Genomic DNA, 14815 nt, shown 5'->3' with positions numbered 1-14815 from the left:
TATCATGAACATTTCACAGTCCATAGGCATTTTTGATTCCGGTTTCGGCGGTTTGACGGTATTTAAGTCCATCGCACAAAAGCTGCCTCAGTACAATTATATTTATCTGGGCGACAACTCCAGGGCGCCCTATGGCGACCGCTCCTTTGAGACGGTGTACCGCTATACGCTGGAGTGTGTGGAATGGCTCTTTGGCCAGGGATGTCCTCTGGTGATCCTTGCCTGTAATACGGCCTCGGCAAAGGCCTTGCGCAGTATTCAGCAAAAAGTGCTGCCCTTCAAATATCCTGACCGCAGGGTGCTTGGTGTGATCCGTCCTACAGCAGAGGTGGTGGGAAATTACAGCAACAGCAGAACGATTGGCGTCATGGGCACCCGGGGTACAGTAAAGTCGGAATCTTACCTGATTGAAGTGGCTAAGTTTTTCCCGGAGATTAAGGTGCTGCAGCAGAGCTGTCCGCTGTGGGTGCCCTTGATTGAAAACAATGAACACATTCATGAGGGGGCTGATTATTTCCTGAAGAAGTACCTCGGCCAGCTGCTGGCCAAAGATGATGCGATAGACTGCATCCTGCTGGCCTGCACGCATTATCCTTTGCTCATCCCCAAACTGCGGGCCCTGCTGCCCGAAAAGGTAGCGCTGCTGGGGCAGGGAGAGATTGTTGCAGATAGCCTGGTGGATTACCTGGAGCGCCATCCTGAGATGAAGGACCGTCTTGCCCGGGATCGGGAGATGCGCTTTTTTACTTCCGGAGATACTTCGGTTTTTGATCAGCAGGCCTCTATCTTTTTTGGCGCTGAGGTGGCCTCACAACATATCGAACTGTGTGTGTAGGGGTTGGATAATCCCTCAAAGTCACTACCGCATCATTTTACATTCAAACTTATTTCTTTCTAGGTTCTGATCATTATTAACGGTAAATTTGCGGCTTCAAACAACACACCCATGAGCGACTCGATCAAGCATGAATGCGGAATTGCCTTTATCCGCCTTTTAAAACCTCTCTCATACTACCAGGAAAAATACGGTACAACCCTCTACGGACTGAATAAACTCTATCTTTTGATGGAGAAACAGCACAACCGTGGTCAGGATGGTGCCGGTATTGCGACCATCAAACTGGATGTAAAACCGGGACACCGATACATCAGCAGGTACCGCTCCATGGCACAAAATGCTGTGGCTGACATCTTCGGATATGTACAGAGTAAATTTGTAGGTATCCAGAATGAAACGCCTGAATTGATGCAGGACGCAGAATGGTTAAAATCCAATGTGAGCTTTATTGGAGAGGTGCTGCTTGGGCACCTTCGCTACGGAACACATGGCCAAAACAGCATTGAAAACTGTCATCCTTTTTTACGTCAGAACAACTGGATGACCCGTAACCTGGTCATCGCCGGTAACTTCAACATGACCAATGTGGAAGAGCTTCTGGAGCAGCTGTATGAACTTGGACAACATCCAAAAGAAAAAGCGGACACAGTAACGGTGCTGGAGAAAATCGGTCACTTCCTGGATGACGAGAACCAATTGCTTTTTGATGCTTATAAAAAAGAGGGACTGGATAACGTACAGATCACTCATAAAATATCTGAAGGGCTTGACATTGCCAAGATCCTTCGCCGCTCGGCAAAAAACTGGGATGGTGGTTATGCCATCTCCGGCATTGTAGGTAATGGAGATGCTTTCGTACTTCGTGACCCTGCGGGGATCAGACCTGCATTCTACTATGCAGATGATGAAATTGTGGTTGCTGCTTCTGAAAGGCCAGCCATTCAGACAGCCTTTAACATCCCATTCAGAGATGTAAAAGAGATTGAACCTGGAATGGCGCTGATTGTGAAGAAAAGCGGAAAGGTGACCATGGAGGAATTCAGGGAGCCCCTTGAAAAAAGAGCCTGCTCTTTTGAAAGGATCTACTTCTCCAGAGGAAGTGATGCGGAGATCTATAGAGAACGTAAACACCTGGGGGCGCTGCTTTGCGACCAGATCCTTAAGTCTGTAAGTGCAGATTTAAAAAATACAGTGTTTTCTTTTATTCCGAATACAGCGGAGGTTTCTTTCTACGGAATGGTGGAAGGCTTGCATAGCTATATCAGGAATGTACAAAAGGAAACTTTACTACACCGTAAAGACCAGCTGAGCGATACAGAACTTGATGAACTATTGTCGATGAACCCAAGGGTGGAAAAGCTGGCGATCAAGGATGTTAAACTCAGGACATTCATCACTCAGGATGCCGACCGTCAGGATATGGTGGCCCACGTTTATGATACAACCTACGGCGTGATCAAAAATCATACGGATACCCTGGTAGCGGTCGACGATTCTATTGTAAGGGGAACGACCTTGAAACAAAGCATCATCAAAATCATCGACAGGTTGCACCCAAAGAAAATTATCATTGTGTCATCCGCACCTCAGATCCGTTACCCGGATTGTTATGGTATTGACATGTCTAAAATGGGTCAGTTCGTGGCATTCGAGGCAGCGATCCAATTGCTGAAAGCCCGTGGAATGGAATATGTGATTGAGGAGGTTTATCAGAAGTGTAAGGCTTCACTGGAGCTTCCGAAAGAACAAATGGTGAATTATGTAAAAGAGATCTATGCACCGTTTACACAGGAAGAAATCTCAGCACAGATCACCAAAATCATTACGCCGCAGAACATCAATGCGGAAGTCGAAGTGATCTACCAGACATTGGAAAACCTGCACGTAGCTTGTCCAAATCATACCGGAGACTGGTATTTCTCTGGTAATTACCCGACTCCGGGCGGTAACAAAGTGGTAAACAAGGCTTTTGTGAACTGGAAAGAAGGTAACAACCAAAGGGCGTACTAATCAGGTACAGCTTTTTTTAATAGCTAATGAGCCGGCGGGATTTGATTCTGCCGGCTTTTTTGATTTTAGTATATACATGCGGAAATCTGGCTGATATCTGTAGAGATACCGTATTGAAAATGCCATTCAGTGGATTCATTGTTTGGCGCGATACACTAAAAGTGTTTGGTGATGACTTCGATAAACAGCCTGATGGCGAAGATGATGATCACCGCTCCGGCAATGCGGTTCAGGTTCTGGATGTTCTTTTCCTTGATCCTGTACCTCAGTTTGGCGGCATAGTAGGTCTTAAATCCATCTACGGTAAGCTGGGTAGCCATGGCCATCACGAAAAAGACGATTTTCTCCGTCATGTCATAGTGCAGCTGCACGGAGATGATGCCGCCTACCATCACCCAGAACATTAAGGTGGTTGGGGATAACAGGCACATTAGGAATCCCTTTAAGATGTAACCGCGCTTTTTAACCTTAGCGATTTCAGAAACATCGTAGTTTACCCTGACTTTATTAAAAAGATAATAACATCCGATGCCCAGGAGGAACAAGCCTCCCACAAGGCCGATGTACTGGAAGTAAGCAGATTTGTAGTTCACAAACTGTGAGCTGAAAATGGTCAGTGTAATAAAAATGATATCACTGAAAATCACTCCCACAGCTAAAGAGAAACCAGCCTTGAAACCTTTTTCAATACTGGTTTTTATCATTGAAAAGAATACGGGACCCGTTAAAAACGAAAACAAAATTCCTGCCCCAATACCCTGTACGATTGTTTCAAACATTTACCTAACGTATAAAATTATGCTAATATGCGATTTTATAGATGAAATCATCCCTATTATTTCAATACTTTCCCCGCCCGCATTTAGGAATTACCGCCATTTAAGGGGCAGCACGGGGCAATTTAAACCGCCGCTTTAAAAGCAGATACCGCAATCATGCGATGTGTAAACATTACACTTTAGCAAACAGTTTTTTTTATTTAAGTTTAGCGGACTAAAATTACTATTAAACGAATATATGGAACGACAATCACAAAAAAATTATGGCACCGCTTTGTACACAATCATCACTGTGTTCTTTTTCTGGGGCTTTGTGGCTGCATCAAATGGTATCTTCATACCTTTCTGTAAGGCACACTTCAATTTAACACAGTTTGAATCCCAGCTTATTGACTTTACATTCTACGGTGGATACTTCATTGGATCCCTGATTTTGTATTTTGCTTCGCAGGCCAGTAAGGTGGATATCCTCAACAAAATCGGATATAAAAAAGGGATCATTGCAGGTCTGGTCATCTCGGCCGGTGGAGCACTGCTCATGATTCCGGCGGTACATTCGGGGGCATTTATCTTTATCCTCTTTACTTTCTTTGTGATTGCGCTCGGATTCTCCCTTCAGCAAACTGCAGCCAACCCTTTTGTGGTCGCCCTCGGTGAACCTGAAAGTGGTGCACACAGGCTGAACCTTGCTGGTGGTATCAATAACTTCGGTGGCTTGATGGGCCCCGTGATTGTCAGTGTGATCTTATTTGGTACGGCAAGTGATGCTGCTCCGAAAGCGGTAGAGATTTCTTCCATTAATAACCTTTATTATATCCTTGCAGGGTTATTCCTGGCGGTGGCGATCTTCTTCGCGGTATCTAAACTTCCTGAAGTGACCAGCGATGAGAAGATTGAAGCCAGCCCGAAACCAAACGGTCCCCTGGTAGTGATGATCCTTGGATTCCTGATGGTTGCTGCTGCAGCACCGTTATCGAAATTAACAGGTATCCCGAACTCAACCTTTGTGTATTCTTCACTGGTCATCATCGTGGGTGCCCTGTTGTTTGCATTTACGGTTAAAAAAGAAAACCCTGCCAAATGGGGCGCGATGCAGTACCCTCAGCTGGTATTGGGTATGCTGGCCATCTTCATGTATGTAGGTACTGAGGTAACCATCCAGAGTAACCTGGGTGCCTTGCTGAACCTGAAGGATTTTGGCGGTTTTGCAGAATCTGAGATTCAGCAGTACATTTCGCTTTATTGGGGAAGTATGATGATCGGCCGTTGGACGGGTGCGGTCAGCGCATTTAACTTATCTAAAAATGCCAGGAACATTGCCACTGTAATTGTTCCTTTTGTGGCCTTTGGTGTGATCCTGGGTGTGAACCACCTGACAGGTACGGATGTGGGTAACCTATATGTCTATGCCATCTGTATCACTGTCATGATCGTAGCCTTCTTTATTGGTCAGGAGAAACCGGCCAAAACACTGGCCATCTTCGGTACATTGGGCGCCCTGGCGATGATTACCGGTTTATTGACCACTGGTGAGGTTGCTATTTTTGCATTCGTAAGTGGTGGTCTGTGCTGCTCAATCATGTGGCCTTCCATCTTCGCACTGTCGATCACCGGACTGAAAAAATATACCAGTCAGGGTTCTTCATTCCTGATCATGATGATCCTTGGCGGATCAATCATTCCGCCGATCCAGGGTGAGCTGGCAGACAGCATTGGCATCCACAGCTCTTACATTATCCCTGTGCTTGGATTCAGTTACCTGGTATTCTTCGCATGGAGAGTGAGCGGAATCCTGAAAAGTCAGGGCATCAACGTGGAAAGCATTGAGGCCGAAGGAGGTCACTAATTTATCATACTTCAAGGGCTTCTCATATTCAAAATATGGGAAGCCTTTTTTTATATATACCCATGAGTAAACCAAGTTTCGAACACATCTTCATGAACCTGGCATCAGAGCTTGCCGAACGTTCACACTGCGTACGTGCACATGTTGGCGCCGTGCTGACTAAAGATACACGCATCATTTCTATCGGTTATAACGGCCCGCCCGCAGAAACACACAACTGCGATGAGGAATGGCCGGAGACGGGATGTGCCAGGGATTCCCGCGGCAGCTGCTCCCTGGCTTTACACGCGGAAGAGAATGCCATCCTCTACGCTTCCAAGAACGGCTCAAAAATTGAAGGTTCTACCTTATACACCACGCTTTCTCCCTGCATCGCCTGCGCACGCCTGATTTTATCGTCGGGCATCAAGCTAGTGTATTTTAAAGACTCCTACGCTGAATACAAGGGGTTAGCGAGTGATGAAGGGGTAGATTTTTTAAGAAGGTTCGGTGTGACTGTAAATAAGTTTTCTTAACTTTGGCCATGCTAGAAAAAATCATTATTCTCGATTTTGGTTCCCAATACACACAGTTAATTGCCCGCAGGGTTCGTGAATTGAATGTCTATTGCGAAATTCACCCTTTCAACAATGTTCCTGAAATTACATCAGACGTTAAAGGTATCATCTTTTCAGGAAGCCCCGCTTCTGTACGCCAGGAGGATGCTCCTCAAATTGATTTAAAGAAATTTCACCTTAACTTTCCGGTACTAGCGGTTTGTTACGGTGCACAATATATTGCGCAGCACTCAGGTGGCGAAGTGCAGGCATCGACGATCCGTGAGTATGGACGTGCCAACCTGAACTTCATCAACGCGGAGAATAAGCTGTTTAAGAATATTCCAATGGACTCCCAGGTATGGATGTCCCACGGCGATACCATCACCTCAATCCCTGAGAACTTTGAGGTCATCGCCAGCACAGATACGGTCAAGGTAGCCGCATATCAGGTGAAAGATTCGGAGACCTATGCGATCCAGTTCCATCCGGAGGTGACACACAGCATCGACGGCAAGCAATTGCTGGAAAATTTCCTTGTGGACATCTGTGGATGTAAGCAGGAATGGACGCCACTGGCATTTGTGGAAACAACCATCGCTGACCTGAAAGAGAAATTGGGCGACGATAAGGTTGTCCTGGCGCTTTCAGGGGGGGTGGATTCCAGCGTTGCGGCGATCCTGCTGCACAAAGCAATTGGAAAAAACCTGCACTGTATCTTTGTAGACAACGGACTGCTGCGTAAAGATGAATATGCTTCTGTTTTGGAGCAATACAAACACCTTGGCCTGAACATCAAAGGCGTTGATGCCAAAGAGCGTTTCCTGAGCCAGCTGGCCGGTGTAACGGATCCTGAGCTGAAACGTAAGGCAATTGGAAGGGTCTTCATTGAAGTTTTTGATGATGAAGCACATCAGGTACAGGATGTAAAATGGCTGGCACAGGGAACAATTTATCCTGACGTGATCGAGTCCATCTCGGTAAAAGGTCCTTCGGCAACCATCAAATCTCACCATAATGTTGGCGGTTTGCCGGACTTCATGAAACTGAAAGTGGTAGAGCCATTGAATACCTTGTTTAAGGACGAGGTAAGAAGGGTAGGTACTTCCTTAGGTCTGGAGCATTTCATCATCGGTCGTCACCCTTTCCCTGGACCAGGCCTTGCCATCAGGATCCTGGGCGAAGTGACCCCGGAGAAAGTGGCCATCCTTCAGGAGGCTGATGCCATCTACATCAATAACCTTAAAGAAGCCGGCCTTTATGATAAGGTATGGCAGGCGGGGGCAATCTTCCTTCCTGTACAGTCTGTAGGGGTGATGGGAGATGAGCGTACGTATGAAAATGCCATCTGTCTGCGCGCTGTTGAATCTGTTGATGGGATGACCGCCGACTGGTGCCATCTGCCATATAACGTACTCGCTAAAATTTCTAATGAAATCATCAATAAAGTAAAAGGAATAAACCGCGTTGTATATGACATCAGTTCAAAACCACCTGCTACCATTGAGTGGGAGTAAATATTGGCTGATCCTTTGTACCGGGTTGTTCCTTGCAGCGTGTTCGCCCAAGGTACGTCCCGGTACAACTAAAAAACCGGAAAGTACTCAGAAAGAAAAAAATGTGGACAAGCCTTCGGAAAAACTGACGGAGGCCAACATTGCTTTGCTGATCCCCTTCCGGTTGAATGAGATCAACCTGAAAACCGCCACCAAAGCCGACGTTGAACGTTCGGCTATGGCCATAGACTTTTACCAGGGTTTCAAATTAGGGATTGACTCCGCTGCTGCGAAGGGGATGAACTTTAAAGTCCGTGTGTATGACACGCGCGACAGCAATGATCAGCTGGCGACGCTCGTAGAGAATGGTAGCCTGGCTTCCAGTCAGCTGATTGTAGGACCTGTGTTTCCGGAAAGTATCAAATACCTGGGCAATTATACCAAAGCCAGACACATTCCCATGGTATCGCCGCTCGCCGCAACGCATCCGAACGAGTTTTCCAACCCCAACCTGATCTCACTGGTCAATAACATTGACCTTCATGCTGCTAAAATGGGGAGTTACATCACCGGCAATTACAACTCTGCCAATACAGTGGTGGTCCTGATCAGTACCAAAAGTTCCAGTGATGAAATGCTGGCCGCACCGCTGCGCCGTTATTTTGCTGACAGTAAAAAACAATTTGCCCTTCAGGAATATGCTTCTGTATACAGTATGGAGACTAAAATGAGGAAGGACAAACAGTATGTGGTTATGGTAGTATCCTCGGACCGGAAATTCGTGGTGCCTACGCTCGACAGGCTGGTTAAGATCAAAAATAAAGGTTTCAACCTGCAGCTGTTCGGGCACCCGGACTGGATCAAACAGAACTACAATACGGATAAACTGCAGACACTGGCAACCAGCGTGACTTCTTCATATAAGGTTGATTATAAAAGCGCGGCAGTAGTTGGCTTTATCAAAAAATACCGGTCTAAATATCGCTTTGAACCTGGGGAATATTCCTTCAAAGGGTTTGATGCCGGGCTCTACTTTGGACAGCTGCTGGCCAAACATGGCCGTGATTACCTGAACTTCCTGACGCGTGATGAATATAAAGGTTTGCATAACAATTTCAGCTTTGAAAAAGACGATCAGCTGGGATACATCAATACCAGTCTGATGTTGCTGCAATACAAGGATTTTGCATTAAATGTTATAGAATGAGAGTAGAGCACCAGATCAGGGCGTTTGAGCAGATCTTTAAAAGTTATGACGGGCTGTTGCCCTTACACCGTTTTCTGTTTGCCTATTTTAAACAGCACAAGCAGATGGGCTCGTCCGACCGTCGCTGGTCGAGCAGGTATATATATAGCTTTTTCAGAATGGGTAAGGCCCTTCCTGAAGAGGGGCCGCTAATCCGGCTGGCAGTGGGCGACTTCCTCTGTAATGTGACGCCGAGCCTGGTGACTGCTACGTATCTGCCTGAGCTACACGAACGCATTTCACTGCCGCTGAAAGATAAACTGCAGCTGATCATGGATCAGTTTCCTTCTTTTAAATTGGCAGACGTTTTCCCTTTTCATGTGAACCTTTCTGATGCAGCTGCAACAGATGCCTTCCTGGAATCCTTTTTCATTCAGCCTGACCTTTTTTTAAGGGTGAGTAAAGGCCATACCGATACGGTGAAAGGTATTCTCGACCAACATCAGATTCCTGTTCAGGTGGTTGCCGAATATACGCTGGCCTTGCCAAATGGCAGCAAGCTGGATCAGGTATTGCCTGACCATCGTTATTATCAGGTCCAGGACCTTTCTTCGCAGAAGACTGGTAATTACTTCAAACCGGAGAAATGGGACTACTGGTGGGACTGTTGTGCGGCATCCGGAGGAAAATCTCTGCTGCTGCATGACCTGGAGCCCAGCGTGCAGCTGCTGGTGAGTGATGTCCGTGAGAACAGCCTGAATAACCTCGAGGAACGTTTCCAACAGGCAGGACTAAAGAAATATCAGAAGAAGGTATTGGACTTGCTTCAGAATAACGAACAGGACCTGCACCATTATGAGTTTGACGGTATCTTGCTGGATGCACCTTGTACCGGCTCAGGCACCTGGGGACGTACACCGGAAATGCTCTACTATTTTGACCAGCGCAAGATCAGCGGTTTCGCCAGACTGCAGAAATCCATCGCCGGCAATGTCGTGAAATACCTGAAGCCGGGAAAACCGCTGATTTACATCACCTGCTCGGTATTTAAGCAGGAGAATGAAGAAGTGATCGCTTTCTTGGAGGAAAACCACGGCCTGAAGCTGGAAAAGATGGAGGTCATTACTGGTTACAATGATAAAGCGGATACCATGTTTGTGGCCCGGCTCATTAAGCCAGAATAGGCTTAGCAGAGTTTTACCTCACTGATCTGCTATTGTATCAATTCAAATTTAAGATCCGCATTTTGCTGTTATAAACCTGTATTGTTCCTGAACAGCTTGATCGCTATCGCGAGCAGGATGATTCCGAATGCCTTTCTGAGCACATTGAGCCCGGCTTTACCAAAAAGTCTTTCCAGGCGGCTGGTATTCTTCAATACGAAGTAAACAAAGCACATATTGATCACAATGCCCACGATTATGTTCTGCGTGGCATATTCTGTTTTCAGCGACAACAGCGTGGTCATGGTTCCTGCGCCTGCAATCAGCGGGAAAGCCAAAGGAACAATGGAGACTGTCTCCGGCACGTCTTCTTTAAAGATCGTAAGTCCCAGTACCATCTCCATGGCAATGAAGAAGATCACAAAAGAACCTGCAATGGCAAATGACGCCACATCCAGACCAATAACCTTCAGCAGCGTCTCTCCGGCGAAGAGGAAGATGATCATGAGGGTGGTGGCAACAATCGTGGCTTTCTCAGATTGAATATGTCCCGCTTTTTTACGCAGTTCGATCACCACTGGAATAGAGCCCAGGATATCGACGATTGCGAAAATAACCATGGAGCAGGAAAGGATTTGACTGAAGTTGAATTCCATAACACAGATTTATAGCGCAAAGGTATATCAATTAAATTGTTACCGAAACTATTGGGCATAAAAAAAGCCTCCGCAGCTGATGCGGAGGCTATATGTCATATTTGAATGTTTACAATTCAGGTTTTGGCGGGTCCTGAGGGAATACCGTTTTGCCGGTGTTGCGAAGGACAGAGTTTTTAACACTGTATCCGAAGTAGATGATGAAACCAAGCGCCAGCCATCCGAATAACCTCAGCCAGTTGGTCCATCCAAGGCCAAAGATCATGGCACCGCATACCAGTACACCTAAGATGGGAACCAAAGGCACCCATGGTGTTTTAAATTGGCGTGGTAGCTCTGGATTGGTTTTTCTAAGGATGATCACCGCCACACATACCAACATAAAGGCGAATAGCGTACCAATACTGGTCATGTCACCCACCACATCACCTGGAACAAAGGCTGCGAACAGACCTACCAGGATAAGGATGAAGAGGTTTGCTTTGTGAGGGGTTTGAAATTTAGGGTGCAGGTCGCTGAACATCTTCGGCAAAAGACCATCTCTGCTCATTGAATAGAACACACGGCTCTGACCAAGCAACATCACCAGGATGACAGAAGAAAATCCTGCAAGGATGGCTACAGTAACGAGTTTCGACAACCAGCCGTAACCGGTCATGTATTCACTGATCGCAGCAACTACAGAGGCTTCTCCACCTTTCGTACGGAAGAACTCGATAGGTGCGATACCCGTAAGCACGTGTGCAAATAGAATGTATAAAACGGTACATACAGCCAGTGAACCAAGGATTCCGATCGGCATAGCCGTCTTAGGGTTTTTGGTTTCCTGTGCAGCAGTACTTACTGCGTCGAATCCGATAAAAGCAAAAAACACCGTTCCTGCGGCACCGAGGATCCCCATGATGCCACCATAGCTGTGGCTGATGCCCGCATGGTCTTTATAAACGGTCGCCTCCGGGATGTATGGGTGGTGGTTGGCTTCGTTGATGAAACCCCATCCGAAGATGATGATCAGGATAACGATACTCACTTTCGTGATGACGATAATACCGTTGACGAAAGCGGACTCTGAAGTTCCTTTAATGAGCAATAAGCTCAAGAGACCCACGATAAACAGGGCAGGAAGGTTCATGATTCCACTGACGCCATCTACAGAAGTCTGGAATGGGGAGTGGCACCATTCGTAGGGTACGGGGGCGACATGCAGCACTTCGACGAGCAGCTTGTTCAGGTACTCGCTCCAGGCGATGCCTACCGTTGCTGCTCCTACAGCGTATTCCAAAACCAAATCCCATCCAATGATCCATGCCATCAGTTCGCCCATGGTGGCGTAAGTGTAAGTGTAGGCACTTCCCGAAATTGGAATAGAGGAAGAAAGCTCTGCATAACACAACCCTGCCAGTGCACAGCCTATGGCGGCAATGATGAAACCAATGGTTACTGACGGGCCTGCATTTTGAGCAGCAGCAGCAGCGGTACGTACAAACAGACCGGCGCCAATAATTGCTCCAATACCTAAAGCAACCAATGCTCCGGCACTTAAGGTACGTTTTAAACCTTTGCCTGAGTCTCCCGCTTCTTCAAGGAGTAGGTGCATCGGTTTCTTTGTGAATAAACTCATTGTATGGTTTTTGTTTAGTTTAAAATCAAGTCTCAAACCTAGTTAAAATATGTCTAAAAATAAAAAGGGATTTTTATTAGAAATCCCTTTTTAAAGTAACAATGATAATATTATTGTGTATTGTTTACACTATCTATCTCTTTTTAATTCAGTTTAGTAGCTTCTGCTGATGTGGAATTGGGTGTATTGCCATTTTTTACTACTTTTTGAAGTGGTTTTGCCAGTTCTACTGCACTTGTTTTGCTGATTTGCATGTTTTTCGTTTTGGTTTTAACTTCCTGGATCGGGGATAGTCCGCCAACGGCGATGTAAGGTGCAATAACAAGCGAAACAATCGACATTAACTTGATCAGGATGTTCATTGAAGGACCCGATGTATCTTTGAATGGATCACCCACAGTGTCACCTGTAACTGATGCTTTATGTGGTTCAGATTTTTTGTAATGCATCTCTCCATTGATCTCCACACCTTTCTCAAAGGACTTCTTGGCGTTGTCCCAGGCACCACCGGCGTTGCTCTGGAAGATGCCCATCAGCACTCCGGAAACAGTAACACCTGCAAGCAAACCTCCAAGGATCTCGGCAGAGCTCACTGCGGGAAACACACCTTTAAGACCGAAGCCAACAATGATCGGCACCAACAGGGCAATTGCACCGGGAAGCATCATCTCACGGATGGATGCTTTGGTAGAGATGGCCACACATTTTTCGTATTCCGGTTTAGCCTTGTATTCCATGATGCCCGGGATGTCGCGGAACTGACGGCGTACTTCCTGCACCATATCCATAGCCGCCTTCCCCACGGCAGCGATACACAGCGCGGAGAAGATGAAGGGGATCATGGCACCTACAAACAGACCCGCAAGGACAGGGGCCTTGTAGATGTCGATGGCATCAATACCGGCAACACCCACGAAGGCTGCAAACAGTGCCAGTGAGGTCAATGCTGCTGAGGCGATGGCAAAACCTTTTCCCGTTGCTGCGGTAGTGTTCCCCACGGCATCCAGGTTATCTGTACGTTCACGTACTTCCGGTGGCAGCTGGCTCATCTCCGCAATTCCGCCGGCATTGTCGGCAATAGGTCCAAAAGCATCAATGGCCAGTTGCATGGCTGTAGTAGCCATCATACCGGCAGCGGCAATGGCCACGCCATATAGTCCTGCGAAAGCATAGGAGAAGATAATCCCTGCAGCAAGCACCAGGATGGGTGCGACTGTAGATTTCATCCCTACGGAAAGACCGCCAATGATGTTTGTCGCGTGTCCTGTACCCGATTGCTGGATGATGGAATTTACAGGGCCTTTTCCCATTGCGGTATAATACTCGGTGATGATGCTCATCAGGGTTCCCACAACAAGGCCTACAATGATGGCATAGAAAACATCAATACTGCGGAACACCACGCCGCGGAGTTCAAGCTGTGCGGGCAGCATCCAGGTGACGATAAAATAAGAAGCGATGGCCGTCAGGACAATCGAGCTCCAGTTGCCCAGGTTCAGCGCCGTCTGTACATTGGAATCTTCGCCTTTGATGCGTACAAACCAGGTGCCGACAATAGAAAAGATGATGCCCAGTCCGCAGATGACCATTGGAAGCAATACCGGCGAGAATCCATCCAGTCCATCTACCGCGATGCCGTTTAATTTTTCCACCACAATCTCCTGTCCGAGTACCATCGTGGCAAGAATAGTAGCCACATAAGAGCCGAATAAATCTGCACCCATACCGGCAACATCCCCTACGTTATCACCCACATTGTCTGCAATCGTTGCCGGGTTACGCACGTCATCTTCAGGAATCCCTGCTTCCACCTTACCCACAAGATCCGCACCCACATCGGCTGCTTTCGTATAGATCCCGCCGCCAACACGCGCAAAAAGTGCAATGGACTCTGCACCCAAAGAGAAACCGGTAAGCACCTCTATGGCTGTTTTCATTTCTACACTATTGGGCGCTACAACATTGAACAGGTGGAGGAAAACGATGAAAAGCCCGCCGAGTCCGAGTACTGCAAGACCGGCAACGCCGAGTCCCATTACGGTACCTCCGGTAAAGGAGACCTTCAGCGCTTTAGCCAGACTCGTCCGCGCGGCCTGCGTAGTACGTACATTGGCTTTTGTCGCGGCCTTCATGCCAATATATCCTGCGGTAGCAGAGAATACGGCACCTATAATAAAGGAGATGGAGATGATCCAGCTGGAATGAAGGGGCACACCGTTCACTTCATGGATGGTGCCTGAGTAGGCCAGCAGTGCCGCGGTAAAGATGACAAAGATGCTCAGCACCCGCCACTCGGCCTTCAGAAAAGCCATTGCACCATCTGCAATATAACCCGCCAGTTCCTTCATGTTCGCATCTCCTGCATCCTGCTTATTTACCCATGCACTTTTAAAAGCCATGACGATAATGCCAATCATCCCCAGCGCAGGGATCAAATAGATCAAATTGTGTTGTAAAAACTCCATGTTTAATTTTCAGTTTATTGTTGTTAATATTTGGTTTTTAGGTTGTATTGCTCTTTTTTCAGTTTTTACGACTGATGGTATTTTTCCATTTTTATGACAATCAGGAACGCCTTACTTTAACAATTTTTTAAATACTTGATAAAGAGCTGTTTTTGAGAAAGTCATATTTTTGTCAGCTGATTGTTTCAACAGCAGACAGGAATTTAAGTTTTTTAAATA

The 14815-nt window shown here is 46.8% G+C and carries 11 protein-coding genes; 7 read left to right on the top strand and 4 right to left on the bottom strand.

Annotated elements, in window-relative coordinates; all coding sequences use genetic code 11:
- The first annotated feature begins 4 nt into the window (after nucleotides 1–4).
- Both murI and PBAL39_RS14955 read left to right on the top strand, forming a co-directional pair.
- Entirely contained in the window at nucleotides 5–835 is an 831-nt protein-coding gene (murI, locus tag PBAL39_RS14960) for a glutamate racemase (RefSeq protein WP_008242968.1), read from the top strand.
- 111 nt (nucleotides 836–946) lie between these two features.
- On the top strand, nucleotides 947–2848 hold the full coding sequence (locus PBAL39_RS14955; RefSeq protein WP_008242966.1) for a class II glutamine amidotransferase: 1902 nt from the start codon (nucleotides 947–949) through the stop codon (nucleotides 2846–2848).
- 155 nt (nucleotides 2849–3003) lie between these two features.
- On the opposite strand, the gene PBAL39_RS14950 is transcribed toward PBAL39_RS14955, so the two are convergent.
- Nucleotides 3004–3627 (bottom strand): LysE family translocator, encoded by a 624-nt coding sequence (locus PBAL39_RS14950; RefSeq protein ID WP_008242963.1) that lies wholly within the window; start codon nucleotides 3625–3627, stop codon nucleotides 3004–3006.
- A gap of 238 nt (nucleotides 3628–3865) precedes the next feature.
- Here PBAL39_RS14950 and PBAL39_RS14945 point away from each other — a divergent pair, with 238 nt between their 5' ends.
- The 5 genes from PBAL39_RS14945 to PBAL39_RS14925 all read left to right on the top strand — a co-directional run bounded on the left by PBAL39_RS14945 (nucleotide 3866) and on the right by PBAL39_RS14925 (nucleotide 9875).
- Nucleotides 3866–5473, top strand: coding sequence for an MFS transporter (locus PBAL39_RS14945; RefSeq protein WP_008242961.1), 1608 nt, complete (start codon nucleotides 3866–3868; stop codon nucleotides 5471–5473).
- A 62-nt stretch (nucleotides 5474–5535) separates the two neighbouring features.
- On the top strand, nucleotides 5536–5988 hold the full coding sequence (locus tag PBAL39_RS14940; protein ID WP_008242959.1) for a dCMP deaminase family protein: 453 nt from the start codon (nucleotides 5536–5538) through the stop codon (nucleotides 5986–5988).
- Between the two features lie 8 nt (nucleotides 5989–5996).
- Entirely contained in the window at nucleotides 5997–7526 is a 1530-nt protein-coding gene (gene guaA, locus PBAL39_RS14935; RefSeq protein WP_008242957.1) for a glutamine-hydrolyzing GMP synthase, read from the top strand.
- Complete coding sequence (locus PBAL39_RS14930; protein ID WP_050784350.1) at nucleotides 7483–8712, top strand: ABC transporter substrate-binding protein; 1230 nt, start codon at nucleotides 7483–7485, stop codon at nucleotides 8710–8712. The genes guaA and PBAL39_RS14930 overlap by 44 nt, the downstream gene beginning before the upstream one ends.
- The gene (locus PBAL39_RS14925; RefSeq protein ID WP_008242951.1) at nucleotides 8709–9875 is read left to right on the top strand and encodes an RNA methyltransferase; all 1167 of its coding nucleotides are present in this window, start codon (nucleotides 8709–8711) and stop codon (nucleotides 9873–9875) included. Before PBAL39_RS14930 ends, PBAL39_RS14925 begins: the two co-directional genes overlap by 4 nt.
- Nucleotides 9876–9943: 68 nt before the next feature.
- On the opposite strand, the gene PBAL39_RS14920 is transcribed toward PBAL39_RS14925, so the two are convergent.
- The 3 genes from PBAL39_RS14920 to PBAL39_RS14910 all read right to left on the bottom strand — a co-directional run bounded on the left by PBAL39_RS14920 (nucleotide 9944) and on the right by PBAL39_RS14910 (nucleotide 14596).
- Nucleotides 9944–10510, bottom strand: a complete 567-nt coding sequence (locus tag PBAL39_RS14920) for a MarC family protein (protein WP_008242949.1) — start codon at nucleotides 10508–10510, stop codon at nucleotides 9944–9946.
- A gap of 109 nt (nucleotides 10511–10619) precedes the next feature.
- Nucleotides 10620–12131 carry an amino acid permease gene (locus PBAL39_RS14915; protein ID WP_008242946.1) on the bottom strand — a complete coding sequence of 504 codons (1512 nt, stop codon included), beginning with the start codon at nucleotides 12129–12131 and terminating at the stop codon, nucleotides 10620–10622.
- A gap of 143 nt (nucleotides 12132–12274) precedes the next feature.
- The gene (locus PBAL39_RS14910) at nucleotides 12275–14596 is read right to left on the bottom strand and encodes a sodium-translocating pyrophosphatase (protein ID WP_008242944.1); all 2322 of its coding nucleotides are present in this window, start codon (nucleotides 14594–14596) and stop codon (nucleotides 12275–12277) included.
- Between the last annotated feature and the right edge of the window lie 219 nt (nucleotides 14597–14815).

The organism is Pedobacter sp. BAL39 (assembly GCF_000170795.1).
Taxonomy (GTDB): Bacteria; Bacteroidota; Bacteroidia; order Sphingobacteriales; family Sphingobacteriaceae; genus Pedobacter.
Note: the sequence above shows the minus strand (reverse complement) of the source record. Positions and strands in the feature narration are given on the sequence as shown.

Coding starts and splice junctions, on each gene's coding strand:
- PBAL39_RS14955 (WP_008242966.1), top strand. CDS start 947: ATGAGCGACTCGATCAAGCATGAATGCGGAATTGCCTTTATCCGCCTT.
- PBAL39_RS14945 (WP_008242961.1), top strand. CDS start 3,866: ATGGAACGACAATCACAAAAAAATTATGGCACCGCTTTGTACACAATC.
- PBAL39_RS14915 (WP_008242946.1), bottom strand. CDS start 12,131: ATGAGTTTATTCACAAAGAAACCGATGCACCTACTCCTTGAAGAAGCG.
- PBAL39_RS14930 (WP_050784350.1), top strand. CDS start 7,483: ATGACATCAGTTCAAAACCACCTGCTACCATTGAGTGGGAGTAAATAT.
- PBAL39_RS14920 (WP_008242949.1), bottom strand. CDS start 10,510: ATGGAATTCAACTTCAGTCAAATCCTTTCCTGCTCCATGGTTATTTTC.
- PBAL39_RS14950 (WP_008242963.1), bottom strand. CDS start 3,627: ATGTTTGAAACAATCGTACAGGGTATTGGGGCAGGAATTTTGTTTTCG.
- guaA (WP_008242957.1), top strand. CDS start 5,997: ATGCTAGAAAAAATCATTATTCTCGATTTTGGTTCCCAATACACACAG.
- murI (WP_008242968.1), top strand. CDS start 5: ATGAACATTTCACAGTCCATAGGCATTTTTGATTCCGGTTTCGGCGGT.
- PBAL39_RS14940 (WP_008242959.1), top strand. CDS start 5,536: ATGAGTAAACCAAGTTTCGAACACATCTTCATGAACCTGGCATCAGAG.
- PBAL39_RS14910 (WP_008242944.1), bottom strand. CDS start 14,596: ATGGAGTTTTTACAACACAATTTGATCTATTTGATCCCTGCGCTGGGG.
- PBAL39_RS14925 (WP_008242951.1), top strand. CDS start 8,709: ATGAGAGTAGAGCACCAGATCAGGGCGTTTGAGCAGATCTTTAAAAGT.